The 24,541-nt window shown below is 71.6% G+C and carries 26 protein-coding genes and 1 tRNA gene; 7 read left to right on the forward strand and 20 right to left on the reverse strand.

Going from position 1 to position 24,541, the window contains the following annotated elements:
* Positions 1–93: 93 nt before the first annotated feature.
* A complete protein-coding gene (locus AB4Z14_RS11630) occupies positions 94–1,527 on the forward strand; it encodes an ATP-binding protein (protein WP_442275297.1) in 1,434 nt (477 codons plus the stop codon).
* A 36-nt stretch (positions 1,528–1,563) separates the two neighbouring features.
* Here the strand turns inward: AB4Z14_RS11630 and AB4Z14_RS11635 are convergent, their stop codons facing one another.
* Genes AB4Z14_RS11635 through AB4Z14_RS11645 form a run of 3 tightly spaced genes read right to left on the reverse strand, consistent with a single transcriptional unit; the run spans position 1,564 to position 5,388 of the window.
* The gene (locus AB4Z14_RS11635) at positions 1,564–2,730 is read right to left on the reverse strand and encodes an ABC transporter ATP-binding protein (RefSeq protein ID WP_442275298.1); all 1,167 of its coding nucleotides are present in this window, start codon (positions 2,728–2,730) and stop codon (positions 1,564–1,566) included.
* Positions 2,727–4,343 carry an ABC transporter permease gene (locus AB4Z14_RS11640; RefSeq protein ID WP_442275299.1) on the reverse strand — a complete coding sequence of 539 codons (1,617 nt, stop codon included), beginning with the start codon at positions 4,341–4,343 and terminating at the stop codon, positions 2,727–2,729. Before AB4Z14_RS11640 ends, AB4Z14_RS11635 begins: the two co-directional genes overlap by 4 nt.
* A 7-nt stretch (positions 4,344–4,350) precedes the next feature.
* A complete protein-coding gene (locus tag AB4Z14_RS11645; protein WP_442275300.1) occupies positions 4,351–5,388 on the reverse strand; it encodes an iron ABC transporter substrate-binding protein in 1,038 nt (345 codons plus the stop codon).
* A gap of 132 nt (positions 5,389–5,520) precedes the next feature.
* On the opposite strand from AB4Z14_RS11645, the gene AB4Z14_RS11650 reads away from it, so the two are divergent.
* Complete coding sequence (locus tag AB4Z14_RS11650) at positions 5,521–5,865, forward strand: histone-like nucleoid-structuring protein Lsr2 (protein WP_442275301.1); 345 nt, start codon at positions 5,521–5,523, stop codon at positions 5,863–5,865.
* Between the two features lie 56 nt (positions 5,866–5,921).
* Here AB4Z14_RS11650 and AB4Z14_RS11655 read toward each other — a convergent pair whose 3' ends face one another.
* Positions 5,922–6,137 carry a hypothetical protein gene (locus AB4Z14_RS11655; RefSeq protein WP_442275302.1) on the reverse strand — a complete coding sequence of 72 codons (216 nt, stop codon included), beginning with the start codon at positions 6,135–6,137 and terminating at the stop codon, positions 5,922–5,924.
* Between the two features lie 69 nt (positions 6,138–6,206).
* Positions 6,207–7,388 (reverse strand): phytanoyl-CoA dioxygenase family protein, encoded by a 1,182-nt coding sequence (locus tag AB4Z14_RS11660; RefSeq protein ID WP_442275303.1) that lies wholly within the window; start codon positions 7,386–7,388, stop codon positions 6,207–6,209.
* Positions 7,389–7,550: 162 nt separating this feature from the next.
* Between AB4Z14_RS11660 and AB4Z14_RS11665 the strand changes: the two genes are divergently transcribed.
* Positions 7,551–8,603 carry a LacI family DNA-binding transcriptional regulator gene (locus AB4Z14_RS11665; RefSeq protein WP_442275304.1) on the forward strand — a complete coding sequence of 351 codons (1,053 nt, stop codon included), beginning with the start codon at positions 7,551–7,553 and terminating at the stop codon, positions 8,601–8,603.
* A gap of 189 nt (positions 8,604–8,792) precedes the next feature.
* Here the strand turns inward: AB4Z14_RS11665 and AB4Z14_RS11670 are convergent, their stop codons facing one another.
* Positions 8,793–9,062, reverse strand: a complete 270-nt coding sequence (locus AB4Z14_RS11670; protein ID WP_442275305.1) for a hypothetical protein — start codon at positions 9,060–9,062, stop codon at positions 8,793–8,795.
* Between the two features lie 14 nt (positions 9,063–9,076).
* Entirely contained in the window at positions 9,077–9,520 is a 444-nt protein-coding gene (locus tag AB4Z14_RS11675; RefSeq protein ID WP_442275391.1) for an Hsp20/alpha crystallin family protein, read from the reverse strand.
* Positions 9,521–9,787: 267 nt separating this feature from the next.
* Here AB4Z14_RS11675 and AB4Z14_RS11680 point away from each other — a divergent pair, with 267 nt between their 5' ends.
* On the forward strand, positions 9,788–10,072 hold the full coding sequence (locus AB4Z14_RS11680; protein ID WP_442275306.1) for a hypothetical protein: 285 nt from the start codon (positions 9,788–9,790) through the stop codon (positions 10,070–10,072).
* A gap of 82 nt (positions 10,073–10,154) precedes the next feature.
* On the opposite strand, the gene AB4Z14_RS11685 is transcribed toward AB4Z14_RS11680, so the two are convergent.
* Together AB4Z14_RS11685 and AB4Z14_RS11690 are read right to left on the reverse strand one after the other, a co-directional pair.
* Positions 10,155–11,216, reverse strand: coding sequence for an ANTAR domain-containing protein (locus AB4Z14_RS11685; protein ID WP_442275307.1), 1,062 nt, complete (start codon positions 11,214–11,216; stop codon positions 10,155–10,157).
* Between the two features lie 505 nt (positions 11,217–11,721).
* Positions 11,722–11,802: transfer RNA gene (locus AB4Z14_RS11690), tRNA-Tyr, on the reverse strand.
* A gap of 136 nt (positions 11,803–11,938) precedes the next feature.
* Between AB4Z14_RS11690 and AB4Z14_RS11695 the strand changes: the two genes are divergently transcribed.
* Positions 11,939–12,433, forward strand: coding sequence for a YajQ family cyclic di-GMP-binding protein (locus tag AB4Z14_RS11695; protein ID WP_256794589.1), 495 nt, complete (start codon positions 11,939–11,941; stop codon positions 12,431–12,433).
* An 85-nt stretch (positions 12,434–12,518) separates the two neighbouring features.
* On the opposite strand, the gene AB4Z14_RS11700 is transcribed toward AB4Z14_RS11695, so the two are convergent.
* Positions 12,519–13,307: a DUF4031 domain-containing protein gene (locus AB4Z14_RS11700; protein ID WP_442275308.1), complete on the reverse strand. Its 789-nt coding sequence runs from the start codon at positions 13,305–13,307 to the stop codon at positions 12,519–12,521.
* A gap of 138 nt (positions 13,308–13,445) precedes the next feature.
* On the opposite strand from AB4Z14_RS11700, the gene AB4Z14_RS11705 reads away from it, so the two are divergent.
* Positions 13,446–13,736, forward strand: coding sequence for a WXG100 family type VII secretion target (locus AB4Z14_RS11705; protein ID WP_442275309.1), 291 nt, complete (start codon positions 13,446–13,448; stop codon positions 13,734–13,736).
* Positions 13,737–13,867: 131 nt separating this feature from the next.
* Here AB4Z14_RS11705 and groL read toward each other — a convergent pair whose 3' ends face one another.
* From groL to AB4Z14_RS11720, 3 genes are all read right to left on the reverse strand, one after another.
* Positions 13,868–15,499 (reverse strand): chaperonin GroEL, encoded by a 1,632-nt coding sequence (gene groL, locus AB4Z14_RS11710; RefSeq protein WP_056771437.1) that lies wholly within the window; start codon positions 15,497–15,499, stop codon positions 13,868–13,870.
* A gap of 221 nt (positions 15,500–15,720) precedes the next feature.
* Positions 15,721–16,146, reverse strand: a complete 426-nt coding sequence (locus AB4Z14_RS11715) for an HIT family protein (protein WP_442275310.1) — start codon at positions 16,144–16,146, stop codon at positions 15,721–15,723.
* Between the two features lie 45 nt (positions 16,147–16,191).
* Entirely contained in the window at positions 16,192–16,740 is a 549-nt protein-coding gene (locus AB4Z14_RS11720) for a hypothetical protein (RefSeq protein WP_442275311.1), read from the reverse strand.
* Between the two features lie 104 nt (positions 16,741–16,844).
* Between AB4Z14_RS11720 and AB4Z14_RS11725 the strand changes: the two genes are divergently transcribed.
* Positions 16,845–17,738, forward strand: a complete 894-nt coding sequence (locus tag AB4Z14_RS11725; protein ID WP_442275312.1) for an MBL fold metallo-hydrolase — start codon at positions 16,845–16,847, stop codon at positions 17,736–17,738.
* A gap of 114 nt (positions 17,739–17,852) precedes the next feature.
* On the opposite strand, the gene AB4Z14_RS11730 is transcribed toward AB4Z14_RS11725, so the two are convergent.
* The 7 genes from AB4Z14_RS11730 to AB4Z14_RS11760 all read right to left on the reverse strand — a co-directional run bounded on the left by AB4Z14_RS11730 (position 17,853) and on the right by AB4Z14_RS11760 (position 24,525).
* A complete protein-coding gene (locus AB4Z14_RS11730; RefSeq protein WP_056822284.1) occupies positions 17,853–18,872 on the reverse strand; it encodes a type IV toxin-antitoxin system AbiEi family antitoxin domain-containing protein in 1,020 nt (339 codons plus the stop codon).
* A gap of 186 nt (positions 18,873–19,058) precedes the next feature.
* Positions 19,059–20,129, reverse strand: a complete 1,071-nt coding sequence (locus tag AB4Z14_RS11735) for a P1 family peptidase (RefSeq protein WP_442275313.1) — start codon at positions 20,127–20,129, stop codon at positions 19,059–19,061.
* Positions 20,129–20,590, reverse strand: coding sequence for a GNAT family N-acetyltransferase (locus AB4Z14_RS11740; RefSeq protein WP_442275314.1), 462 nt, complete (start codon positions 20,588–20,590; stop codon positions 20,129–20,131). Before AB4Z14_RS11740 ends, AB4Z14_RS11735 begins: the two co-directional genes overlap by 1 nt.
* A 94-nt stretch (positions 20,591–20,684) precedes the next feature.
* The gene (locus AB4Z14_RS11745) at positions 20,685–20,984 is read right to left on the reverse strand and encodes a DUF3263 domain-containing protein (protein ID WP_056771452.1); all 300 of its coding nucleotides are present in this window, start codon (positions 20,982–20,984) and stop codon (positions 20,685–20,687) included.
* 272 nt (positions 20,985–21,256) lie between these two features.
* Positions 21,257–22,618: a pyridoxal phosphate-dependent decarboxylase family protein gene (locus AB4Z14_RS11750; protein WP_442275315.1), complete on the reverse strand. Its 1,362-nt coding sequence runs from the start codon at positions 22,616–22,618 to the stop codon at positions 21,257–21,259.
* A 71-nt stretch (positions 22,619–22,689) separates the two neighbouring features.
* Positions 22,690–23,337 carry an HAD family hydrolase gene (locus AB4Z14_RS11755; protein WP_442275316.1) on the reverse strand — a complete coding sequence of 216 codons (648 nt, stop codon included), beginning with the start codon at positions 23,335–23,337 and terminating at the stop codon, positions 22,690–22,692.
* A 9-nt stretch (positions 23,338–23,346) separates the two neighbouring features.
* A complete protein-coding gene (locus AB4Z14_RS11760; RefSeq protein WP_442275317.1) occupies positions 23,347–24,525 on the reverse strand; it encodes an N-acetylglucosamine-6-phosphate deacetylase in 1,179 nt (392 codons plus the stop codon).
* Positions 24,526–24,541 lie beyond the last annotated feature (16 nt).

The raw sequence follows: 24,541 nt of genomic DNA on the forward strand, positions 1-24,541 counted from the left end.
CGCTCACCCCTCCAGGGTGATCTTCCGGCGCGTCGGGCGGCCTTCTGCGCCAACGGGTGCCCAACGGGCCTCAGGCGTGAGCATCATGGATCCATGACTGCGAACGTCGAGGTCGACCCGCCCACCGCTCCGACCTCCGTGCCTGCGGCGCTGACCCATCTGGAGTCCACGGACGGCCGGTCCTTCGTCGCCCGCGGCCCCGGGAGCGAGCGCCCGCTGCCGGGTGACTACCTCGAGCTCGACGACGAGGTCGGCATCCTCGCGTTCGTCGAGGAGGTCACGGACGAGGCGTCGGGCGTCGGCTTCGCCGCCACCGGCACGCTGGTGCAGGTCGGGAGTGGCTCCGGTTCGCGGCGACCCGCGGACTCGCCGCGGCACGAGGTCCCGGTCCGGCCGACCCGGCCCGACACCGTGCAGCGGCTGCTGTCGGGCGGCGACCCCCGGCTGCACCTCGGCCACCTCGCGGGCCAGGAGTCGGTGGGCGTCGCGCTCGTGCCCAACCGCCTCAACCGACACACGTTCTGGTGCGGACAGAGCGGCTCCGGCAAGACGTACGCCCTCGGCGTGCTGCTCGAGCGGATTCTCCTGACGACCCGCCTCCCCATGGTCGTCTTCGACCCCAACAGCGACTTCGTGCGCCTCCACGAGCAGGCCGTCCAGGCCGGCGCGGAGGACGAGCAGGCCGACGCACTCCATGACCGTGAGGTCGTCATCCTGCGGCCCGACGACGAGCAGAACCCGCTGCGCGTGCGCTTCACCGAGCTCACGTCCCGGGCCAAGGCCGCGGTCCTGCGTCTCGACCCGGTCGTCGACCGGGCCGAGTACAACGCGCTGCTGCGCCTCTTCGGAGGAGACTTCCAGACCGTGGACGCGGGTCAGATCGTCCCGTACCTGCGCTCGCTCGGCGACCCGGACGCCGAAGCCCTGGCGCAGCGCCTCGAGAACCTCGGCCTCACCGAGTGGACGAGGACCTGGGCGTTCGGCGCCACGGCCGTCACGGACGTCATCGAGCGCCGACCGGCCGCGACGGTCGTCGACCTCGGTGGCTACGACCGTCCCGAGGAGCAGCTCACCGTGGCGCTCGCCGTCCTCGACGACCTGTGGGCCCGGCGCACCGAACGCCGCCCCCTCCTCATCGTCGTCGACGAGGCGCACAACCTCTGCCCACCGGAGCCCGAGACCCCCCTCGGAGTCGCGGTGCGCGACCGGCTCATCCAGATCGCCGCGGAGGGCCGCAAGTACGGTCTCTGGCTGCTCCTGTCGACCCAGCGTCCCTCGAAGGTGCACCCGGGCGTCGTGTCCCAGTGCGACAACCTGACACTGATGCGGATGAACTCGCGGGACGACCTCGACCAGCTGGCGTCGGTCTTCGGGTTCGTGCCTCGCGGGCTGCTCGCCCAGGCCGCCCGCTTCCGTCAGGGTGAGGCCCTGCTCGCCGGTGGGTTCGTCCCGATGCCGAGCGTGGTGCAGGTCCGTGGACGCATCACCCCCCAGGGCGGCACCGACGTCCCGGTGCCGATGCCCTGAGCGCACGACCTCGGGCGCCGGCCCGGCACCGACGCGTCAGGCCGGGGGCGGAGGTGCCAGTGCCGGGAAGGCGATGGCTTCGCCCTCGATGCGCAGCCGGAGCTCGGTGCCCTTGGCGGCGATGAACGCGTTGGAGTGGCGGATGCTGATGATCTCGCCCTCTCGCGCGAGCGCCGATGTCTCACAACCTGGTTCGCGGCTCGAGGTCAGCTCGAGACGGACCGTGCTCTCGGGACCGAAGTAGTCGGTGTCGACGACGACGCCGCGGATCGGACCGTGCTCGTCGACGCGGATCTGCTCCGGTCGGAGCATGAGCTGCACCCGGCCGCGGAGGGTCGTCGCCGCGAGCGGGACGGCCCCGAGCGAGCACGTCGCCGTGTCGCCGTCGACCCACGCCTCGAGCATCACGGCGTCGCCGAGGAACTCGGCCGTGGCCCGGTCGACGGGTCGCGTGTAGACCTCGAGGGGGCTGTCGACCTGCGCGAGCAGACCGTCGCGCATCACGGCGACCTGGTCGGCGAAGCTCAGGGCCTCGGCCTGGTCGTGGGTCACGAGGACGGTCGTGATGCCGGCGTCGTGCAGCACCTTGGCCACGGTGCGCCGGGTCGCGACCCGCAGACCCGCATCGAGGGCCGAGAAGGACTCGTCGAGGAGCATGAGCTCGGGTTCGCGGGCGAGCGCCCGGGCGAGCGCCACCCGCTGCTGCTGCCCGCCCGAGATCTCGTGGGGTCGCCGCGCCGCCAGACCGCTGTCGAGCGAGACCATCTCGAGCAGCTCCGCGACCCGCGCCTGCACGGCCTTGCGCCCCCCGGTGAGGTCGGAGGCGTCGATGCCGAAGGCGATGTTCTGGCCGACGGTGAGGTGCGGGAAGAGGGCGCCGTCCTGGGCGACGTAGCCGACGTCGCGGTGGTGCGCGGGCACCCAGGCCTCCTCACCGGCGAGCGCGCGCCCGCTCAGGGTGACCGAGCCCGCGTCGGCGCGCTCGAAGCCGGCGATGAGCCGCAACAGGGTCGTCTTGCCCGAGCCCGACGGACCGACGATGGCCGTCGTGCTGCCCGGGTCGACCGACAGCGTGACGCCGCGCAGCACCTGCTGCGGGCCGAAGCTCTTCGTCAGTCCCGTGACCTCGAGACGGCCCCGGGCCGACGGGTCGTGGTAGTCGACCGCCGCGTGCGGGGAGGTCGACGGGGGTGTCGTGGTCATTGTCCGGCCGCTTTCTTCGACTGCTGGAAGAGCAGGTAGGTCATCGGCGCCGAGAGCACGACCATGAGCAGGGCGTACGGTGCGGCGCCGGCGTAGTCGATCTCGCTGCTCTTGGCCCAGAACTCCGTCGCGAGGGTACGCGTGCCGTTCGGGGCGAGCAGGAGGGTCGCCGTCAGCTCGTTGACGATGGCGAGGAAGACGAGGGCCGCTCCCCCGGCCGCGGCCGGCGCCGTGAGCCGCAGCGTGACCCGGACGAAGGCACCGAGGGGACGCACCCCGAGCGCCTGCGCGGCCTCCTCGAGCTCCCGCGGCGCCTGCGCGAGCCCCGAGCGGAGACTGACGAGGGCACGCGGCAGGAAGAGCAGCACGTAGGCAGCGACCAGGACGACGGCCGTCTGGTAGAACGCCGGCAGGAAGCGGATGCTCACGGTGACGAAGGCGAGGCCGACGACGATGCCGGGCATCGAGCTCGTGATGTAGTTGGACAGCTCGAGGGAGCGGGTGAACCAGCTCGGTCGCCGCACGGCGAGGAAGGCCATCGGGAAGGCGACGAGCGTCGTCGCCGCCGCGCCGGCCACGCCGTAGAGCAGCGTCTGGAGCAGGGCCGGGACGAGCTCGTCGGGCGCCCAGATCTCCGATCCGCCGAGCACGACCCACCGGAGCACGAACCACATCGGGACGCCGACGGCGAGCACGACGAGGAGCAGGAGCGCGAGCTGAGCCGGCACGTGGAGCCGGCGGAGCGGCATACGCCCCGGGGCCGCCTGGCCGCCGGAGCCGACGCGGGCGTAGCGCGCGGTGCCGCGGCTGCGGACCTCGGCGACGAGCAGCAGGAGACACAGGACGACGAGGACGCTGGCGAGCATGTTGCCGGCGGCGCCGTTGAAGGTCGACTGGTACTGCACCATGATCGCCGTCGTGAAGGTGTCGAAGCGGATCATCGCGAAGGCGCCGTACTCGGCGAGCAGGTGCAGTCCGACGAGCAGCGCGCCGCCCGTCATCGCGAGCCGCAGCTGGGGCAGCACGACCCGGCGGAAGACGTGCCACGGGCCGAGCCCGAGGGAGGCCGCGGACTCCTCGAGCGACGGGTCGAGGCGGCTCAGGGTCGCCGCGGCCGGGATGTAGACGAGCGGGAAGTACGACAGCACCGAGATGAGCACGCCCGACCACAGGCCGGCGAGCGACGGCACGGCCGAGACCCAGCCGTAGCTGTTGACGAACGCGGGGATGGCGAGCGGCGCGGCCAGCGCGAGGGCCCAGAACCTGTTGCCGCGCAAGGCGGTCCGCTCGACGAGCCAGGCGCCACCGACGCCGAGGACGAGGCACAGCGGCACCGAGACGGCCATGAGCAGGATGGTGTTGAGCAGCAGCTCACCGACGCGCGCCCGGAAGATGAGACTGACCGCGGTGTCCCACCCGGTGGCGACCGTCATCGCGATGACGTAGCCGAGGGGCACGAGAGAGAAGAGCGCGATGAGCACGGCGATGACCGCGAGGGCGGGTGGTCGCCGACGCCCGGACGCCGGGCCCGGGCGGGTGCCCGGGCCCGGCGTGGGAGCCGTGCCGGTGCCGGTCGCGCGGTGCGCGCCGGGTGCGGTGAGGTCGGTGGTCACCCGAGAACTACAGCAGACCCGCCTTGGTCATCAGATCGGTGACCGTGGCGGAGTTGAGCTTGGCGGGGTCGACCGTCGGGGCCTTGAGGTCCTTCAGGGGCACGAGCGCCGGGTTGGAGGGCACGTCGGAGCCGATGGCGTACTCGAAGGAGGTGCCCTTCTGCAGGACCTCCTGCCCGGCCTTGCCGGTGACGAACTTCAGGAAGGACTGGGCGGCCGCGGCGTTCTTCGACGCCTTGAGCACGCCGCCACCGGAGACGGAGACGAAGGCGCCCGGGTCCTCGTTCTTGAAGTAGTGGGTGCCGACGTTGGCCGAGTTCTCGCCGGTCTTCGCCTGGTCCCCGTAGTAGTAGTAGTGGTAGATCAGCGCGGTCTCGACCTCGCCGGAGTTGACCGCCTTCATCGCGGTGCTGTTGCCCTTGTAGGCCTTGGCGTTGGTCTTCATCGCGGTGAGCCAGTCGTTCGTCACGGTCTCGCCCTTGAGCTCGAGCAGCGCCGAGACGATGGCCTGGAAGTCGGCGCCCGACGGCGAGGCCGCCCAGCGGCCCTTCCACTCGGGCTTGGCGAGGTCGAGCATCGAGGCGGGGAGCTGGTTCTCCTGCAGCTTGCGCTTGTCGTAGACGAGGACCGTCGAGCGGGCCGCGATCCCGGTCCACTTGCCGGTGGACGGGCGGAACCCGACCGGGACCTGGTCGAGGGTGGCCTTGTCGACATCGGCGAAGAGGCCGGCGTTCTCGACCTGGGTCATGGCGGGGCTGTTCTCGGTGAGGAAGACGTCGGCCGGCGACGCCGCGGCCTCCTGGACGATCTGGTTGGACATCTCCGAGTCGTCGCCGTTGCGGACGGTGACCTTGATGCCGGTCTGCTTCGTGAACGCGTCGACCCATTCCTTCGTCAGGCTCTCGTGCTGCGCGTTGTAGACGGTGATGCTGCCCGTTCCGTCGGTCGAGCCGCTGCCGGACGAGCCGGAGCCGCAGGCCGTCAGGGCGAGGGCGCCGACGGCCGCGAGCGCGACGCCGATGGTGGTGCGGGGGCGGGAGGTCATGTGAGCTGCCTTCGTGGATCCGGAGGGGCGCGCCGGTCCCGTCGGACGGCGCGCCTGAGTAGGTAAGCCTTACCTTACACACGGTCGGGAGTGCCTCCCTCCACCCCCCGGGGCGCCCACTAGGCTCATCCCATGCGCCGGACCATCGTCTCCCTCGTCGACGACCTCGACGGCACCGAGGCCGCCGAGACCGTCACCTTCGGCATCGACGGGGACTCCTTCGAGATCGACCTCTCGGAGGCGAACGCCGACGCCCTCCGCTCGACGCTCGACGACTGGGTGGCCCGGGCTCGACGGGCCGGGGACGAGCGCCGGACGCACACGGCGCCCGCGCGGTCGACGACGGTGCTGCCCGCGGTGGGCGAGTCCCGCAACGCGCTGATCCGGGCCTGGGCGGCCGAGACGGGACACCACACCCCCGCCCGTGGCCGGATCCCGCAGGCCGTGGTCACCGCGTACGACGACGCCCACCGCTAGCCGCTCGTCCGGGCGGCCGGACCCCTGCGCTTCGCCAGCGGGCGGACCGTCGGCCGTTAGGCCTGTGGACGGTCGTGGAACTCCTGCTCGGTCACCCGCGTGCCGTAGAGCCAGTACTGCACGGAGCCGTCCTCGGCCTCGACGGCCGGGCCGTCGAGCCGGTGCAGCCGCGCCGCGATGAAGTAGAGGGTGTCCCCGCGCGCGACGATCACCTTGTCGTAGCCGCCGGTGGGGTGTCGGGTTCCGCTTCTCCAGTCGGGCTGCGACGTCACGGTGCTGGGGTCTCCGGATCTGTGGGGTCGAACGGTCAGGGCGTGGGGTTCAGGGTACTGCGCCCCTCTTCAGTGGCTCTCGCGGCCGGACAGCTGGCGCGTCAGAGCGCCCCGCAGCTCGTCGAGAGGCCGGTCGGCGGCGAGCGCCTCGGTGACGAGCTCGGCCTGCGTCCGCGGCGACAGACCGTCGACCGGCTGGTCGCGGTCGAGGTTCGTCGGGAACGCGTACCCCTCCGCGCTCGCGGCGACGACGTTGCCGATCTCCCGCGGCTGCATCCCGGCAGAGCGCGCAGCAACCAACGCCGGGTGGATCGCCTCGACGACCCGCGCCCGGTCGACGGTCTCCATCGCCCGGCCGAAGGCCGAGCTGACCTGCAGCAGGTTGGCCATCCGGCGCACGTCCGTCGTGTGGTTCGTGCCGGCGGCGTGGAGCAGCGCGGGGTTGAAGAAGACGGCGTCGCCGGCCGACAGCGGCAGCTGCACGTGGTGGGCCACGAAGTACGCCTGGAAATCCGGCTGCTGGTAGGCGACGTAGCCGTGCGTGTACTTCTGGCTGTGCGGCAGGTAGAGCGTCGGACCGGACTCCACCGGCATGTCGACGTGCGCGACCGCTCCCTGCAGGGTCAGCGCCTGCGAGAGCGCGTGCACGTGCGACGGGTAGCGGGCGCACGTCTCGGCGGACTGGAAGCCGAGGTGGTAGTCGCGGTGCACCGTCTGCCCGGCGCCGCCGGGGTTGACGACGTTGAGCTGTGAGGTGACCTGGTAGCCCGGCCCGAGCCAGGCCTGCGCAGCGAGCGCGACGGCGTCATTGGCGTAGTAGTCGACGAACGCCCCGGGGTCGGCCACGGCGAGCTTCTCGAGGGCGTTCCAGATGCGGTCGTTGGCGCCCGGCTTGGCGAAGTGGTCACCCGCCGCCGTGCCGCTCGCGCGTTGCTCGGCGATCATCCACTCGAAGGCTGCGGTCGCCCGGTCGAGGGGCTCGGCCTCGAAAGCGCCTGCCAGGACGACGATTCCGGGGCCGACGGAGAAGGCCCGCGCCAGCTCGGCCTGGATGTCACGCCGTGTCACGTCGTCCGCGGCCGCATGCCGCAGCGTGGCCCAGTCGTAGACGAGGACCTCCTGCTCGACGCGGGCTGCGTGCGGGTAGTCGGCGAGGTCGGTCCGCTCGACGAGCACCTCGAGCAGGTCGGACAGCTGGGCGTCCTCGGGACGGATCCAGCCGGCGCGTGAGCTGGTCGGCGTGATGGCCATGGTGCCCTCCTCGGGCGGATCGACGGTGATCGGGGTCCGACCGTGCGCCGCCCGGAGCAGCGCTGGCCGTGCCTCAAGGATGCGGGCCACGGCGGGGGCGGCGACCCACCGGATGACCTCAGAAACACCTCAGGCGCGTTCCCTCGGGACTACGCTCCGGGGATGGTTCAGCACCGCGCGCGGTCGCACCGCGTCCGCGACATCGCCGAGCAGTCGGGGCTGTCGGAGGCGACGATCGACCGGGTGCTCCACGGCCGGGCTGGGGCGAGCGCGCGCGCCGTGCGCGCCGTCGAGCAGGCCGTGCTCGACCTCGATCGCCAGCAGACCCAGCTGCGCCTCGCGGCCCGCACGCTCCTGCTCGACGTCGTCATCCAGGCGCCGACGCGCTTCAGCACGGCAGTCCGGTCGGCGCTCGAGGAGGAGCTGCCCGCGCTGCGCCCGGCCGCGGTCCGAGCGCGCTTCCACCTGCGTGAGAACGCCGACGTCGCGGCCGCCGTCGAGGTGCTCGACAGCCTCGGCCGGCGCGGGCGCGTCTGCCACGGCGTCGTGCTCAAGGCGCCGGACGACCCGGCCGTGGCCGCGGCCGTGGGCCGCCTCACCGACCGCGGCATCCCCGTAGTCACGCTTGTCACCGACGTCCGCGACAGCGCTCGGGTGGCGTACGTGGGGCTCGACAACGCCGCGGCCGGCGCCACCGCCGCCTACCTGGTGTCCCAGGTGCTCGGCGACCGGCCCGGTGACGTGCTGCTGAGCCTCAGCCGGTCGTTCTTCTTCGGCGAGCGAGAACGGGCCGAGGCGTTCACGGTCGCCCTCGGTCGTCTGGCACCCGACCGGCGAGTCCACACGATCACCGACAGCGACGGGCTCGACGCGACGATGTCCGCGCTCGTCTCCGACGTGCTCCGGTCGGAGCCGGAGGTGCGCGCCGCCTACTCGGTCGGCGGCGGCAACCGAGCCATCTCGGCGGCCTTCGTCGCGGCCGGCCGGTCACCCGGTGTCTTCATCGGCCACGACCTCGACGAGGACAACCTCGACCTGCTGCGCTCCGGGGTGCTCACCGCCGTGCTCCACCACGACCTCCACGCCGACATGCGGGCCGGCGTGCGTCAGGTCATGCGTGCCCACCGCCTCGTGCCCGGGGCACCCACGTCGGTCGCGGCCAACGTCGAGGTCGTGACGGCATACAACATCCCCCCGCGCATCCCCGCGCACTGACGTCCCGTGGGTGTCGAGATCCTCTCCGACGAGCACCGGGCCCACCCGGTGGGTGAGGCACTTCGACGGGCGCCAGCAGCGCCCGCCGCGTGCTCGAGACGACACACGCACCAACGTCGTGACGCCGGCTCACCGGGTGGCGCGGGCCACCCGGTGAGCCGGCAGTGGGACGAGCTCCTGGGCGCCCGCTCACGGCGGCGGAGCGCGCTCCCGACCACGGTCGACGGGACCGCCGTCCCGCCGCACGGCGCGTTGGGTCTCCTCGCGGCGGCCGTCCTCGAGGCGCCTGCGCTCGCGAGGAGCACCACCGGGGCGGTCGGGTCGGCAGGGCGTGCCGACGGGCGGCCACCCGGCGCCGACGATCGCCTCGAACTCGGCGCGCAGCAGCTCGTCGTCGTCGCAGACGAGGGCCATGAAGACCTCGTCGACGTCGGCGACCACCTCGGTGCGTGTGACCATGACCGTCACATCCCTCAGGCGGTGATGGTCTTCCGGTCGTCGGCGTCGTGCGAGATCTCGATCCTGCGCGGCTTGGCGCGCTCAGCCACCGGGATCGCGAGCCGCAGCACGCCGGCGTCGTAGTTGGCGCGGATGTGCTCGGTGTCGAGGCTGTCGCCCAGCACGAGCTGGCGGCTGAACACGCCACGCGGCCGCTCAGCGGCGACGAGGTCGGCATCGCTCGCGCGGGTGGGACGTTCGGCCTTGACCGTCACCACGTTGCGTTCGACGTCGAGGTCGATCGACTGCGGGTCCACGCCCGGCAGGTCCAGCTCGACGTGGAAGGTGTCTCCATCTCGCCAGGCGTCCATCGGCATGGCCGAGGGCCTGGCCAGCGTGCCGCTGGTCCCGAGGGCCAGCTGGGCCACCCGGTCGAGGTCCCGGAAGGCCTCACGGAAGGGGTCAGTGCGCATCAGCATCGTCGTCACCTCCATCATGTCCAGATGCTCCATGGTGGCCACGACCGCATCTCACGAGTCGTGGCATGCGCTGTAGGAATGTTGTAGCACCGACGAGTTCGTCTGTGCAAGATCATGATTCGCAGATTTCAGTGACCCGACCCTGTTCACCGGGACAGAGCCCTCCCCGGGTCGATCCGTGTCTCGTGCCAGCCGGGCGCCCTCGGGCGGCATCCGCGCGCTGGGCAGCGACTTGGCCTCGGCGCCGAAGCAGGCGACGATGTCGCCATGGCGAAGTCTGGGGGTGGTCCGCGGTTCCTCAAGCGCCGCGGTGACGAGCTCACGGTCAAGGACGGCGAGGGCAACAAGCACCAGGCGACGCTCGAACGCGTCGACGCCGACTCGACGCAGGAGGACGGCTCGTTCGTGCTGGGCTACTGCAAGAGCTGCGACTGGACGGGCCCGGCCCGTCGGGCTCGGGACAAGGCCCGCAAGGACGCGCTCGCGCACTCCGACGAGTGCCCGAGCAAGGGCAAGGTCCGGCTCGGCGTCAGCGAGAACGACCCCCGGTAGGACCTCGCCGGCATCACCCGCTGCGCGTCGACCGTCGCGACCACCTCGCCGAGGCCTTGACTGCTCGCAGAACTGGTGGGCGTCACTCGGGGCTGTCCGGGCTGTGGAGCTCGCCGGTCTCTGCAAGTGTGAGCGCCACCCTGTGAAGCTTTTCGTTCAGCAGGTTCGACGCCTGACGCAGGGCATCGAAGGCGTCCTCGGGAGTGAGCTTGAGCCGCTCCATGAGGATCCCCTTGGCCTGGCCGATGACATCCCGGTTCAGCAGTGCCTTGTGCAGGTTCTCGGCCACATCCGCAAGCCCGTCTCTTTCGCGGACCGCCCTTGACGCCATCGAGGCGTGCGCCGCCAGGATCAGCCCGATCTGCTGCGCTTCCTCGCTGAACGCATCCGGCTCGGCGCCATAGGTGTTCAGCGAGGCTCCGCTGCTCCGTGCTGCCTGACTCACCGTAGCCAAGCGATACGACGCGGCCGAGTGCGCGCCCAGGTCAGCCGGACGCGACGAGAGCGTGGGCCAGCGGTTGTCAGGGAATGACTTCGCGTACACGATCGGGGCGGCCATGGCGTCCAGGCACGGGCCCTCTCGCGCGTCGTACTGCGCCTGGTCGACAGCCGACGCACTCGCGTCCGTCGTAGAGGCCGTGCGATAGGTCCCGTCCTCACCGACCGTGACGCTGGCCATCCGGCACCCTGCGACCGTGCTGACTGCCGTCTCTGCGATGCGCAGGAGGATCGCGTCGTATGAGTCGGCGGCGTAGAGGTTCCCGGCGATGTCGGCGAAAGCTGAGGCCAGGCGCGTCGTGGGCGTGGCCTCCAACCGTCGATCCGTGGCATCCTCGCGCGCTCCAGCCGCGGCATGTCGCTCGGCCCTTGACCCGTCTCGGTCCTGCCGGGCCCGTTCGCGGGCCTCGGCGTCGTCCCGATTCGTCACTGCCCCAGCGGAGTCGCGTGCCAGACCCAGCTCGGCCTCTTTGGCGGCCAGCTCCCGTTCCCGCTGGTCGAGCGCTCGTTCTCGCGCGTCGGCCTTCAGGTCTCGCACGTCGCCGGCCACGTCTCGCTCATCAGCGACCTCGTCACGGCGGTCACCGACGAAGTCGCGCTTCTCAGCGGCCCACCCACGCTCCACCTCGACTGAATGCGTATCCATCGGGTCGCTCCTCTTCGTCGCCGAGCCGTGCTCGACACCAGGCCCGACCCGGCAGTCCCGGGAGGAGCAAACGGGCCGACTTCTGCGTGCGAAGCGGCCCACGCGACCACACAGCGGGGGTGGCGGCAGTCGCCTGCTGCCAGCAGTCCCGCGATGCCTCAACCCTACGACCACCTGGTCGCATTGAGACACTCCGCAGTGACCCGTCAAGGCGACCGTCACTTTTGATGGTCGCCCCGCGGATGCGCTCGACCGACGTCGGGGGAACGGACCACGAAGGGCCCTCCAGGGATCGTCCCGTCCCGGGGAGGCCCTCCGAGGTTGGTGTCGCGTCCGAGCGCGGAGGCTCCGGGTTCACGGCATCCACGATGGCTTTGCCTTCACCGACCAGGATGCCGGCGGTGCGGACCCGCACCGTGCCGAGCAGGACCCGACCGGCGGCGGGCACGGCAGAAGGGCCTCTGGCCGGCGTTTACGCTGGTCAGAGGCCCTTCAGAGCACTGGGTGGCAGGTGAAGGATTCGAACCTTCGTAGCTCTCGCGACGGATTTACAGTCCGTTTCCATTGGCCGCTCGGACAACCTGCCTTGGTGCGTCTGGAAGGATAGCAAGAGATCGGGCGCGGTCCGAAATCGGGCCTCCGGCGACGCTTCCGTCGTGTCCGGACCGCCTCAGCGCACCCGCCCGACAGACCAGACAACAGCATCCGGAAGGACCCCACCGATGGCCGACTCCTCGTTCGACATCGTCAGCAAGTTCGACAAGCAGGAGATCGCGAACGCGGTCAACAGCGCCAGCAAGGAGATCGCGACGCGCTACGACTTCAAGAACGTCGGCGCCTCCGTCGACCTCGCCGGCGAGGTCATCAAGATGAAGGCCAACACCGAGGAGCGCTGCCTCGCAGTGCTCGACGTCGTGCAGACGCACCTCGTCAAGCGCAAGGTCAGCCTCAAGCACCTCGACGTCCCCGAGGCCGGCCCGCGCCTCTCCGGCAAGGAGTACCACCTCGACGCGCCCCTCAAGGAGGGCATCTCCCAGGAGAACGCGAAGAAGATCAACAAGCTGATCCGTGACGAGGGGCCCAAGGGCGTCAAGAGCCAGATCCAGGGCGACGAGCTGCGCGTCTCGAGCAAGTCGCGCGACGACCTCCAGGCCGTCCAGCGGATGCTCCGCGAGGCCGACCTCGACGTCGCGCTGAACTTCACCAACCAGCGCTGAGCGCGCGGGTCCGCCTGCGTGACAGGCGAACCCACCACGACAGGCCACGTATGCCGCCCACCTCGGTGGGCGGCATACGTGCGTCTCAGAGCGGGCGGGCGAGACCGCGCAGGTCGGGGAAGACCTCGACCGCGAGGGCCCACCAGAAGAGGTGGCCGCACAGCTCGGCGTACTCCTGCGGCGTGACCCAGCGCGTCTCGTGGATGCCGTCGTCGCCGTCGGTCAGCTCGGGTCGCACGTCGTCGAGCCGGGTGCGGAAGACCTGGAGGAACGGCTTCTCGCGACCGAAGAGGTTGTCCTCGGTCTTCGGCGTGAACCGCTCGTAGCCGCAAGGGAGCACGTCCGGATGGCGCAGCCGCAGGCCGGTCTCCTCGAACGTCTCGCGCACGGCGTTCTCGACCGGCGTCTCGTCGTCCTCGCGCCAGCCTCCGGGGGAGCCCCACTCGCCGCGACGGACGCTGTGCACCACGACGAAGTCGCCCCGCCGGTCGCGGACGAAGACCATCGCTGCGAGCACCCGGGCCGGGTCCAGCGGGTCGTCGGAGGCGACGAGGTCGACATCATTCGCGCCGTTGGGGAAGGACACGTCGAGGATGCGACGCACCCCCCGGTCACGTTTGCGCTTGCGCAGCCGCAGGCCGGACGCGTTGAGCCGGCGCGCGAGGTCGACCCCGGTCGTCGGCGTCGCGCCGGCGTCGACGGCGTCCTGCCAGCGCCCCTGCGGCACGTCGTAGTGGTCGCCGTCGAACGACCGCGGGTGCAGCTGCGCGGCATGTGCGACGGCGTGCAGCTCGTCGTAGGAGGTGTCGCTGACGAGGTGGGCGAAGAGCCGACCGTGGGCGGGCCAGATCGGCTGGTCGATCCACACGGTCATGCCTCGAAGCCTAGGCCAGCCCGCCGACGCGTGCCGTCCGGTGCCCTGTGGACGACGCCGGCCGCCTCTCCCCCGTCCGACCTAGCCTCGGACGAACGCGGCCACCGTCCGGTCGGCCCACGATCGAGGAGAGCACCCATGTCCCGTTCCGTCGTTGACACCGAACGCATCGCCGCCGCGGCCGGCGACATCAACCGGCTCGCCGACACCATCACGTCGAGCACCGCCGAGCTGCGCGGGCGCCTCGCCGGCATGGGCGCGGACTGGCAGGGCCCGGCCAAGGTCGAGTTCGAGCGCGTCATGCACGACTACCAGCGCATCCAGGCCCAGATGACCGACGCCCTGGCCGATGTCGGTCGCCTCACCCTCAAGGCGTCGTCGGCCTACGCCGAGCACGAGAACGCGACCCGCGCCCTCTTCGCCCGCTGACCCCCTCCCAGGCGCACGGCATCCGCCCTCCCGATGCCGCCAGGCGTCGGGTCGCGGACGGCGAAGGGCGGCTCCCCCGTGAGGAGGAGCCGCCCTTGCGACGTGCTGCGGTGCGGCTCAGACGGGTGGGCTCAGAAGCCCATGCCGCCCATGCCACCCATGTCGTCGCCACCGGGCATGGCCGGCGCGTGCTTCTCGGGCTTGTCGGCGATGACGGCCTCGGTCGTGAGGAAGAGCGCCGCGATCGAGGCTGCGTTCTGCAGCGCCGAGCGCGTCACCTTGACCGGGTCGATGATGCCGGCGGCGAGCAGGTCGACGTACTCACCCGACGCGGCGTTGAGACCGTGACCGGCCTCGAGACCGCGCACCTTCTCCGCGACGACGCCACCCTCGAGACCGGCGTTGATCGCGATCTGCTTGAGCGGGGCCTCGGTCGCGACGCGCACGATGTTGGCGCCGGTCGCCTCGTCACCCTCGAGCACGAGCTCGTCGAGCGCCTTGGCGGCCTGGATGAGAGCGACGCCACCACCGGCGACGATGCCCTCCTCGACGGCAGCCTTCGCGTTGCGGACGGCGTCCTCGATGCGGTGCTTGCGCTCCTTGAGCTCGACCTCGGTGGCCGCGCCCGCCTTGATGACGGCGACGCCGCCGGCGAGCTTGGCGAGGCGCTCCTGGAGCTTCTCGCGGTCGTAGTCGGAGTCCGACTTCTCGATCTCGGCCTTGATCTGGGCGATGCGGCCCTCGATCTGCGAGCGGTCCTCGGCGTCCTCGACGATGGTCGTCTCGTCCTTGGTGACGACGACCTTGCGAGCGCGGCCGAGCAGGTCGAGGGTGGCGTTCTCGAGCTTGAGACCGACCTCCTCGGAGATGACCTGGCCACCGGTGAGGATGGCGATGTCGGTGAGCATGGCCTTGCGGCGGTCGCCGAAGCCGGGAGCCTTGACGGCGACCGACTTGAACGTGCCCTTGATCTTGTTCACGACGAGCGTCGCGAGGGCCTCACCCTCGATGTCCTCGGCGATGATCAGCAGCGGCTTGCCCGACTGCATGACCTTCTCGAGGAGCGGGATGAGGTCCTTGATGTTGCCGATCTTGGAGTTCGCGACGAGCACGTAGGCGTCGTCGAGGACGGCCTCCATGCGCTCGGTGTCGGTGACGAAGTAGGCGGAGATGTAGCCCTTGTCGAAGCGCATACCCTCCGTCATCTCCAGCTCGAGGCCCATGGTGTTGGAGTCCTCGACGGTGATGACACCTTCCTTGCCGACCTTGTCCATCGCCTCGGCGATGAGAGCACCGATCTCCTCGTCGGCCGCCGAGATGCTGGCGGTCGAGGCGATCTGCTCCTTGGTCTCGATCTCCTTGGCCTGCTCGAGCAGGCGGGCGGTGACGGCCTCGACGGCCTTCTCGATGCCGCGCTTGAGCGCCATCGGGTTGGCGCCGGCGGCCACGTTGCGCAGGCCTTCCTTCACCATCGCCTGGGCGAGCACGGTCGCCGTCGTCGTGCCGTCACCGGCGACGTCGTCGGTCTTCTTGGCAACTTCCTTGACGAGCTCCGCGCCGATCTTCTCGTACGGGTCGTCGAGCTCGATCTCCTTGGCGATCGAGACGCCGTCGTTGGTGATCGTGGGGGCGCCCCACTTCTTCTCCAGGACGACGTTGCGGCCCTTGGGGCCGAGGGTCACGCGGACGGCGTCGGCGAGGATGTTCATTCCCCGCTCGAGCCCGCGACGCGCCTCTTCGTCAAACGCAATGGTCTTGGCCATTCGGGTGGTCCTCCACGCGAATCGTTGGTGGTGGCCCGCATGACGCCCGCGACGGACGGGACCGGTCTCCCCAGCTTCATGTAGCTGCGAACCCAGCCCCTCGGCATACGGCCCATTTCTGTCACTCCCCTAGGGAGAGTGCTAACGCCATTATTGGCACTCTCGGGGTGAGAGTGCAAACGTCTGGCCCCACGGGATGGGGCGTATGCCGTCCGCTCGGGTCAGGCGTCCACGGCCGGTGCCAGCGCGGCGGCGATCCGGGCGGCATGCTCGGCGGACTCCTGCTCCGAGGCATAGGTCGTCCGCGGCCAGAAGAAGCCGCGCAGCCCGTCGCCCTTGGTGCGCGGGACGACGTGCACGTGCAGGTGCGGCACGGACTGGCTCACGACGTTGTTCATCGCCACGAACGTGCCCTGTGCGCCGAGCGCCCCGACGACGGCCGCGGCGAGGCGCTGGGTGGCCCCGAGCACCGTGGCGTGCAGCTCGGCCGGGAGGTCGAGGAGGGTGTCGACGTGTCGTCGCGGCACGAGCAGGACGTGACCCTTGAAGACCGGGCGGCGGTCGAGGAAGGCGACGAGGTCCGGCTCGTCGAGCACGACGTCGGCCGGCACCTCCCCCGCCACGATCGAACAGAAGATGCAGTCCATGGCGACAGGCTCCCACGCCTGGTCGCGTCGGCCCGGTCGGGCAGGTCAGCAGATGATGAGCAGGAAGCAGCCGCCGTCGCTCGACGTCGGCGAGGGGGTCGGCGTCGGGGTGGGCTTCTTCGTCGAGGTCGGCTTCGGCTTCGGGTTCGGGTTGCCCCTCGTGGGCGTCGACGACGGGCTCGGGGCCACGGTCGAGGTCGGCGCGGGCGGCGTCGTGGCCCGGCTCGACGACGGGGCGGGAGCCGAGGTGGTCGGCACCGACGAGGTCGGGTCGGAGGCCGGCTCGACGACGGCGGTCGCCGGGGCGCGCGTGGTCCCGGGGCGGGTGGTCCCGGTCGCGGCGGTGGGCGTGCCGGTCGCGGCAGAGGAGGTGTCGGCCGAGCCCCAGCCGTCGTCGGAGGTCGTGCTCGTCCAGTCACCGTCGGGCAGGCCGGGGAAGCCGCTGGACGACATCGCCTCGTCGCTCCAGCTGTCGCCCGACCAGTAGGCGACGGCGCCGGTCGAGAGCAGTGCGACGGCCGCGAGGACGGCGGCGATGAGGACCTTGCGTCGGGACTTCGAGCCGGGAGTGGAGGTGTGGTTCTCGGTCGACATGGTCCACAAACGTAGAGGAATCGGGCGGGAGACGCCTCCTCAGAGGGTGGCCGCTACGGTGGTCCCATGCTCGGGGAGACGTGGATCACACCGAGGTACGCGGGGTGAGCGCGCCGCCGTCCGGGGACCGTCCCGCGGCGACGACCGGCTTCGTCGAGGTCGCCGACCGGGTCTTCGTCGCGCGCTACCGGCAGTGGGACGTCAACGTCGGCCTGGTGCTCGGTCGTCACGGTGCCGTCGTCATCGACACGCGGGCGAGCGGCATCCAAGGCAGCCAGGTCCTCGACGACATCCGACGCCTCGGCCGTGACATCGAGGTCCGCCACGTCGTCAACACGCACGTCCACTTCGACCACACCTTCGGCAACACCGCCTTCGAGACCGCCATCGTCCACGCCCACGACAACGTCGGGCGCACCATCGACGCCGATGCCGAGCGGATCAAGGCCGCCTTTCGGGCCGACCCCGGAGACGGCCCGGAGTACGGCTACACCGCGCGCGACGCCGCCGAGGTGATGGCGACCGTGGTCCGCGGGCCCGACCGCACCTTCGGCTCGAACGCGACGATCGACCTCGGTGACCGCGTCGTCACGATGACGTACGCCGGCCGCGGCCACACCGACGGAGACGTGGCCGTGCTCGTGCCCGACACCGACGCGATGTTCCTCGGCGACCTCGTCGAGGAGAGCGCCCACCCGTCGTTCGGCGACGACTGCTGGCCGCTCGAGTGGGCCGACACCCTCACCTCGCACCTCGTCCTGGCCGAGGACCGCACGGTCGTCGTGCCGGGACACGGACATCCCGTGGACGGCGCCTTCGTGGCTCGCCAGCGCGACGAGCTCGCTGTCGTCGCCGCCGTGATCCGCGAGCGCCGGCTCGGCGCGGCATCGCTCACGGAGGCGTTGAACGCGCCGGACCCGCGCCTGCCCTACCCCCTCGACCACCTGGACTCCGCCATCCGCCGCGGCTGGGACCACCTCTCCCCACCCACCCCCTGACGCGACAACCGCCCCGGCGCCCGCCGCGCCGGAAGCCTTCCGTGGCCGGTTCGTGGAGTTCTTCCGGCATGTGGTGCCGGAAGAACTCCACGAACCGCTCCCACGACACGCAGTTCACGCCGGGCGCCGCTGACCTGGGCCCGCAAGGCAGTCGCGGCCGCATGAGCTGGGCTCTCCGTCCCAGCCGCGGGACCGGAGTAGCCGTCCGACGAGCACGCTCGCCCGGCAGGGCTCGAGGACGTGGGGCCACCTGAGTCGCAGCGTGGACTCGCCGCGGGCGACGGCATCGACATCACGCTCGAGGTCGGCCCACTCGCGCCGCGGTCCCGTGTGGACGAACCGCCCGTCGAGCTCGACGACGACGGCGAAGTCGGAGTACTCGACGTCGCGGTACGTCACGCCCCGCCTCGTGACGACCTTGACCTGCCGCCTCGCGGTCGGCAGGCCGTGCGACCGCTCGACGTCATGCAGGTAACGCCGTTCGAACACCGACATCGTGCCCGCGGCCACGTCGTCGAGGATCGGAAGGAGCAGGCGCCGACGAGGCAATCGACCTCGCGCCGACAGCTCGTCGTGCAGTCGGGCCGCTGTCGTCACCCGCTGCTGGCAGGCGTCGGCCAGGACGGCGACGGCCGTGGCCTCGTCAGCACAGGCGGAGGCGACGTCGAGCAGAGCCTCGTCCAGCCGCAGGCGCGGCGGCGAGAGATGGAGCTGCACCCGGCGCTCGAAGTCATGTCGACGGGTCACGACCACCCCGGCAGGTGGAGCGACCCGCCGGCTTGCGTCGACCACCACCTGGACGGGTTCCAGGGCGACCCGCCCGCGAGTCATCTCGCGGTCGAGCCAGGACGCTGCCGCGACCTCGACCGCAGCCGACCTGAGGCCGTGCGCTCGAAGCGCGGAGTCCCCGGCGAGCGCAGCCGGCCAGTGGAAGAGCACGCCGGCCCAGGCTCGCTGCGTCCAGGTCGGCTGCCCGGTGTGGTCGACGTAGACACCGGGATGGATCCGCGCCAGCTCCCGTCGGCGCAACAGCCGTTCCAGGTCGCTGTCGTCGAGGCCGCACTCGAGGGCCTGCGTCCTCGAGATCACGCCGTCCTGCGCGTGAAGCACGTCGCGTGCACTCGCCAGGTCCATTCCTCGAGGGTCGCTGCGGCTCCGGCCACCCACGAGGTAGAGGGCCGCAGCTGTGGGCAACCCCCGGCGTTTCGCGGGGGATGTGGACACCGACGGACACGTCGTGGAGTTCTTCCGGCACCAGGTGCCGGAAGAACTCCACGACGTGCGCAGTCGCAGGCAGTAAAGGGGCGCCGGTCGCGGACCTCAGCCGGAGAGCGCGGAGGGGAAGGCGTCGGACCAGGAGCGCAGCGCGATGCCGCCGTCGGCCGTCCGGTCGACCGACGTCGCGGCGAGCAGCGCGTGCACGATCGCCCGGGCGACGCAGTCCGCACCAGCCTCCATGAGCACGGTCTGCTCGATCGGGTCCGGCGCCGGACGATCGCCCGTCGCGAGCGTGAAGAGGGTGTCGCCGTCGAAGAGCGTGTGCACCGGCTTGAGCGCCCGTGCATAGCCGTCATGCCCGATGCCGGACATCTTCTGGCACTGGGCCTTGGACAGGGTGGCGTCCGTCGCGATGACCCCGATGGTCGTGGCCAGTCCCGGCCGGCCGGTGTTCGCGGGCAGCGCCTCGGCCCGGGCCCGCGCAGCCTCGAGCTCGGCGGCACTCGGCCGACCCACGTGGGCCAGCTCGTCGCCGAGACCGAGCCCCACGGCATACGGCACCCCGGTGGCCGGGTCGACCGCCGAGCCGACGGCATTGACGGCGACGAGCGCCGCGACCGTCGTGCCCGACTCGAGCACGACGCTCGCGGAGCCGATCCCGCCCTTGAAGCCACCGAGCTTGGCGCCGGTGCCCGCACCGACGCAGCCCTGGGCGACGGCCGAGGACGTCGCGCTGGCGTATGCCGCCCTCCCGTCCTCCGCGCGCGGACGGTGGCCCCACGTGCCAGCGCGTCCCAGGTCGAAGAGGATCGCGGACGGCACGATCGGCACGACGTGTCCCGGCTCGCCCATGGGCCAGCCGATCCCGTCGTCCAGCAGGGCGTCCATGACTCCGTCGGCGGCGGCGAGGCCGAGCGCGGACCCGCCGCCGAGGACGATCGCATCGACGCGGTCGACGAGGTTGCGCGGGTCCAGCAGGTCGGTCTCGCGCGTGCCCGGCCCGCCGCCGCGCACGTCGACGCCCGCGACGGCACCGCCGTCAGGGGCGAGCACCACGGTCACGCCGGTGAGCCAGCCCGGCTCGTCACGGGTGCAGTGGCCGACCCGCAGGCCCGCGACGTCGACGAGGGAGTTCGTCGGGCCCGGGGCCACGACGAAGGAGGCATCGCTCACTACGGGTCCCTGAGGTCGAACTCCATGAGGCGCCCCGGCGAGCTGAAGCCGAGCCGCTCGTAGAACTCCTGGGCCCGGCCGTCGGGAGCGTTGAGCCGGATCCACTTGACGTCGGTCGTGCGCGACCACTCGATCATCGCCTCGGTCAGCGCCCGCCCGACGCCGCGGTCACGACAGCCCGGCGCGACGAAGAGGCCGCCGACGTGCAGCCACGAGACGTCCTTGCGCCCGGGCCACGGCAGCGCGCGGATGCGCCGGGTCTCGAGGATGCCGGCATGGTCGCCCCGGCTCTCGGCGATCCACGTCGGCCGGTCGGGCCGCTCGGCCAGCCACGCGTCGACGAAACGGTCGAGGTAGCCGGTCTCGGACGGCATACCCAGCTCGCGGGCGAACTGGAGGTGCAGCGCGGCGACGATGAGGGCGTCGTCGGCCGACGCGCGGCGGATCGTCACCTCGGCCATGAGGGAAGTGAACCACGGGCGTGCCGCGAGGGCGCGCAACCACGGCTCGGCCGGGTGCGATGCCCTGCCGGTGGGACGCCTCAGACGAGAGCGCTCAGACGTTGATGCCGAGGCGGCGGCTCGTGCGCGCCCGCTGGCGGCTCGCGCGCATCCGGCGCAGCCGCTTGATGAGCATCGGGTCGGCCTCGAGGGCCTCCGGGCTGTCGAGGAGCGCGTTGAGCACCTGGTAGTAGCGCGTGGAGCTCATGTCGAAGAGCTCCTTGATGGCCTGCTCCTTGGAGCCGGCGTACTTCCACCACTGGCGCTCGAACGCCAGGATCTCGAGGTCGCGCGCGCTGAGGCCGTCCTCGGACTCGTGGCGCTGCGGCTGCGCCGTGGCGTGTTCTGTGCTCATGTCCCCGTCTCGCTGCAGTCGTGCTGCGTGTCGCGTCGTGCGTTGGCTCCGGTCACACCCTAGACCGAAATGACAAGGGTGTCATTCAGCTCAGGCGTGGCGCGGCATGTCGTCGGCGGGCTGTCGCACCGCCCGGAACATGCGTCCCACGAGCCCCGTGCGCCCCACCCGTGACGCCCCATCGCGTCGTCCGGTGTCGTCCGGTCCCGTCGGGTGTCGTCCTGGCGTCGGTGCCAGGTGGCCGTCCTCGACAGGCCGACGACCCACCTGGGTCAGGACATCGTATCGAGGATGGCGTTGACGTCCTCCTTGGTGGTGTGCGGGTTGACGATGGCGAAGCGCGTCAGCGTCTCCCCGCGGAAGGTCGTCGGCACGACGAAGGCGAACTCCTGCGCGAGGAGCCGGTCGGTCCACGCCTGGTAGTCCTCGGGCCCCCAGCCGAGGCGGCGGAAGACGACGACCGACAGGTCGGGCTCGCGCACCGCCTCGAGGTAGTCGCGGCGCCCCATCTCGTCGGCGGCGAAGCGGGTCACCTCGAGGGTGCTCTCGATGGCGTCGACGTAGGCGTCGGTGCCGTGCACGGCGAGGGAGTACCAGAGCGGCAGGCCGCGCGCGCGTCGCGTCAGGCCGATGGAGTAGTCGGTCGGGTTCCACTCGGCCGACTTCGTGATGACGTCGAGGTAGCCCGCCTCCTGCGTGTGCGCGACCCGCGCCAGCTCCGGCTCGCGGTAGATGAGGGCGCAGCAGTCGAACGGCGCGAAGAGCCACTTGTGCGGGTCGACGATGAAGGAGTCCGCGTGCTCGATGCCGTTGAAGAGGTGTCGCACCGACGGTGCAGCGAGGCCGGCGCCACCGTAGGCCCCGTCGACGTGCAGCCACAGGCCGTACTCGCGGCACACCTCGGCGACCGACTCGAGGTCGTCGACGACGCCGAAGTTCGTCGTGCCGCTCGTCGCGACGACGGCGAAGAACGTCTCGGGACCGTTCTCCTCCAAGGTCTTTCGCAGCTCGGACCCGGTCAGGCGCAGCTTGTCGTCGACGTGCACGCCGCAGACCTCGGCGTCCATGACGGCCGCCATGGAGACGACGGACGAGTGGGCGTTGTCCGTGGCGGCGATCCGGTAGGGACGCGCGCCCGTGCCCGCTTCCTTGGCCTTCGCCCGGGCGGTGTGCCGAGCCACGACGAGCGCCGACAGGTTGCCCACCGTGCCGCCCGGGACGAAGACGCCGCCGGCCTCGGCCGGCAGGCCCGCGAGGTCGCTGATCCAGCGCAGCGCCTGGTTCTCGGCGTAGACCGCGCCCGCGCCCTCCATCCACGACCCGCCGTAGATCGACGAGGCGCCGACGACGACGTCGAAGGCCGCGGCCTCCCGCGTCGGGGCGCACGGGATGAAGGAGAGGTAGCGCCGGTGGTCGGTCGAGAGGCAGGCCGGCGCGAGGGTGTGCTCGAAGAGCTCCATCGCCCGCGTCGAGCCGAGGCCACCGGCGGTGATGGTCTGGCCGGCGGCCGCCCGGAGGTAGGCCTCCGGCTGCGCTCCGTCGAGCGGGATCGGGTCCATGAGCAGGCGCTCGCGGGCGTAGCTGAGGACCTTGTCGACGGCGACGTGGTCGGCATCCTTGTCGAAGCTGTGCACGCACAGATGCTAGGCCCTGCGGTCGGGTGCGACCGACCGCCCGGGGGCCGCGTGACGGGTGGGGCGGGAGCTCAGCCGAGCAGGGCCGTGCGCAGCTCGTCGGCGGACGCGACGACGGCGGTGGGCCGCACGCCGTGGAGTGCGTCGGGCAGGCCCGCACCCCACGTCACCGCCACGGTGTCCATGCCCGCGGCCTTGCCGGCGAGGACGTCGACGACGGCGTCCCCGACGTAGACGGCGCCACCCCATCCGCGGCCCATCCGGTCGAGCGCGAGCAGCAGCGGAGTCGGGTCGGGCTTGTGCCGCTCGGTGTCCTCCATCGCGACGAGGACGTCGACGTGCTCGCTGATGCCGAGGATGTCCATGGCCTGCTGCGCCGACTCGCGCCGCTTCGACGTGGCGACCCCGACGTGGATGCCGGCGGCGCGCAGGTCACCGAGGACGTCGACGACGCCGTCGTAGCCCCGGATGAGCCGCTCGGTGTTGTCGGCGTTCCACTGGAGGTACGTCGCGTAGAGCTCGTCGGCGTGCTCGGGCGAGTGGTCGGTGAAGGCTCCGATGAGCGGGCGCCCGATCCACGAGCGGATCACGTCCGGGTCCTCCTCGTGCCCGAGGACCGTGCGGAACGCGTGCTGGTAGGACTCGACGATGAGGTTGATCGTGTCGGCCAACGTGCCGTCCAGGTCGAAGACGGCGGTGGACCAGCGGGGAGAAGTCACCGGCCGAGCCTAGGGCAGCGACGGCTCCAGCCACCGCCCTCGTCTCATGACCCGGGTCGGGCGGCCGGCGGTGTCGACGACGACCACGTCGGCCCGGGACCCGACCGCGATCGAGCCCCGGTCGGCCAGCCCGAGCGCGCGGGCGGGCGTGCGCGTGGCAGGCCGGACGGCATACGCGAGCGGGACGCCGGCGGCGACGGCGCGGGCGACGATGTCGGCGACGTGGCTCGTGCCGCCGGCGATGGAGCCGGGGCTCGTGCCGTCGGGGTCGCGCGCCAGGCGGGCGATGCCGCGGTCGACGACGACCGAGAGGCCACCGAGGACGTACGCGCCGTCCCCCACCCCCGCCGCGGCCATGGCGTCGGAGACGAAGGCGACGTGGTCGGCGCCGACCAGGTCGAGGACGGTGCGCACGGTGTCGTCCGAGAGGTGCGCGCCGTCGCCGATGAGCTCGACGGTGACGTGGCCCCGCGCGGCCGAACGCATCAGTGCCGCAACGGCGCCCGGCTTGCGGTGGTGCCACGGGTCCATGCCGTTGAAGAGGTGTGTGGCGAGGTCGGCGCCGGCCGCGACGGCCTGCTCGACCTGCGCGTACGTGGCCGTCGTGTGGCCGATCGCAGCGTGGATGCCGGCCGTCGTGAGCCAGCGGACGAGGTCGAGGCCACGGGCGCGCTCCGGGGCGAGCGTCACCTGGCGGAGGTGACCGCGGCCGAGCTCGATGAGCCGCTCCACCTCGGCGAGCGACGGGTCGCGGAGCAGCGCCGGGTCGTGCGCGCCGCAGCGGGCCTCGGCCAGCCACGGACCCTCGAGGTGGATGCCGTCGACGACCCCGTCGTCGGCGAGCTCGGCGAGCATCGCGACGCCCCGCTCGAGGTCGCGCGGGCTCATCGTGACGAGGCTCGCGAGCAGGCTCGTCGAGCCGTGCGCGTGGTGGTGCTCGGCCGCCGCCGCCGCGGCGTCGTCGCGCAGGTCGGTGAACGCCGTCCCGCCGCCGCCGTGGCAGTGGATGTCGACGTATGCCGGCACCATCGTCCCACTCACCCGCTCGGTCGCGCCGTCGCCCGGTGGGGATCCGTCGCCTGCGGTGACGGGGGTGACCGCCGTGATGCGCTCGCCCTCGACGTGGACGAGGACGTCGGGCAGCACGGTGTCGTCGACGAGGGCGGGTCCGCGGAGTGTGAGGTTCATCGGGGTCGATTCTGTC

Source organism: Terrabacter sp. 2TAF16, assembly GCF_052115065.1.
Classification (GTDB): Bacteria; Actinomycetota; Actinomycetes; order Actinomycetales; family Dermatophilaceae; genus Terrabacter.

Bases quoted from the DNA above. Each gene is read 5' to 3' on its own strand.
- AB4Z14_RS11700 (WP_442275308.1), bottom strand. From the start codon at position 13,307: ATGACCGTGTGGATCGACCAGCCGATCTGGCCCGCCCACGGTCGGCTC.
- AB4Z14_RS11705 (WP_442275309.1), top strand. From the start codon at position 13,446: ATGTCCCGTTCCGTCGTTGACACCGAACGCATCGCCGCCGCGGCCGGC.
- AB4Z14_RS11645 (WP_442275300.1), bottom strand. From the start codon at position 5,388: ATGACCTCCCGCCCCCGCACCACCATCGGCGTCGCGCTCGCGGCCGTC.
- AB4Z14_RS11730 (WP_056822284.1), bottom strand. From the start codon at position 18,872: ATGGACCTGGCGAGTGCACGCGACGTGCTTCACGCGCAGGACGGCGTG.
- AB4Z14_RS11720 (WP_442275311.1), bottom strand. From the start codon at position 16,740: ATGTCGACCGAGAACCACACCTCCACTCCCGGCTCGAAGTCCCGACGC.
- groL (WP_056771437.1), bottom strand. From the start codon at position 15,499: ATGGCCAAGACCATTGCGTTTGACGAAGAGGCGCGTCGCGGGCTCGAG.
- AB4Z14_RS11665 (WP_442275304.1), top strand. From the start codon at position 7,551: ATGGTTCAGCACCGCGCGCGGTCGCACCGCGTCCGCGACATCGCCGAG.
- AB4Z14_RS11635 (WP_442275298.1), bottom strand. From the start codon at position 2,730: ATGACCACGACACCCCCGTCGACCTCCCCGCACGCGGCGGTCGACTAC.
- AB4Z14_RS11685 (WP_442275307.1), bottom strand. From the start codon at position 11,216: ATGGATACGCATTCAGTCGAGGTGGAGCGTGGGTGGGCCGCTGAGAAG.
- AB4Z14_RS11745 (WP_056771452.1), bottom strand. From the start codon at position 20,984: ATGAGCACAGAACACGCCACGGCGCAGCCGCAGCGCCACGAGTCCGAG.
- AB4Z14_RS11680 (WP_442275306.1), top strand. From the start codon at position 9,788: ATGGCGAAGTCTGGGGGTGGTCCGCGGTTCCTCAAGCGCCGCGGTGAC.
- AB4Z14_RS11695 (WP_256794589.1), top strand. From the start codon at position 11,939: ATGGCCGACTCCTCGTTCGACATCGTCAGCAAGTTCGACAAGCAGGAG.
- AB4Z14_RS11630 (WP_442275297.1), top strand. From the start codon at position 94: ATGACTGCGAACGTCGAGGTCGACCCGCCCACCGCTCCGACCTCCGTG.
- AB4Z14_RS11650 (WP_442275301.1), top strand. From the start codon at position 5,521: ATGCGCCGGACCATCGTCTCCCTCGTCGACGACCTCGACGGCACCGAG.
- AB4Z14_RS11715 (WP_442275310.1), bottom strand. From the start codon at position 16,146: ATGGACTGCATCTTCTGTTCGATCGTGGCGGGGGAGGTGCCGGCCGAC.
- AB4Z14_RS11670 (WP_442275305.1), bottom strand. From the start codon at position 9,062: ATGGTCACACGCACCGAGGTGGTCGCCGACGTCGACGAGGTCTTCATG.
- AB4Z14_RS11660 (WP_442275303.1), bottom strand. From the start codon at position 7,388: ATGGCCATCACGCCGACCAGCTCACGCGCCGGCTGGATCCGTCCCGAG.
- AB4Z14_RS11675 (WP_442275391.1), bottom strand. From the start codon at position 9,520: ATGCTGATGCGCACTGACCCCTTCCGTGAGGCCTTCCGGGACCTCGAC.
- AB4Z14_RS11740 (WP_442275314.1), bottom strand. From the start codon at position 20,590: ATGGCCGAGGTGACGATCCGCCGCGCGTCGGCCGACGACGCCCTCATC.
- AB4Z14_RS11760 (WP_442275317.1), bottom strand. From the start codon at position 24,525: ATGAACCTCACACTCCGCGGACCCGCCCTCGTCGACGACACCGTGCTG.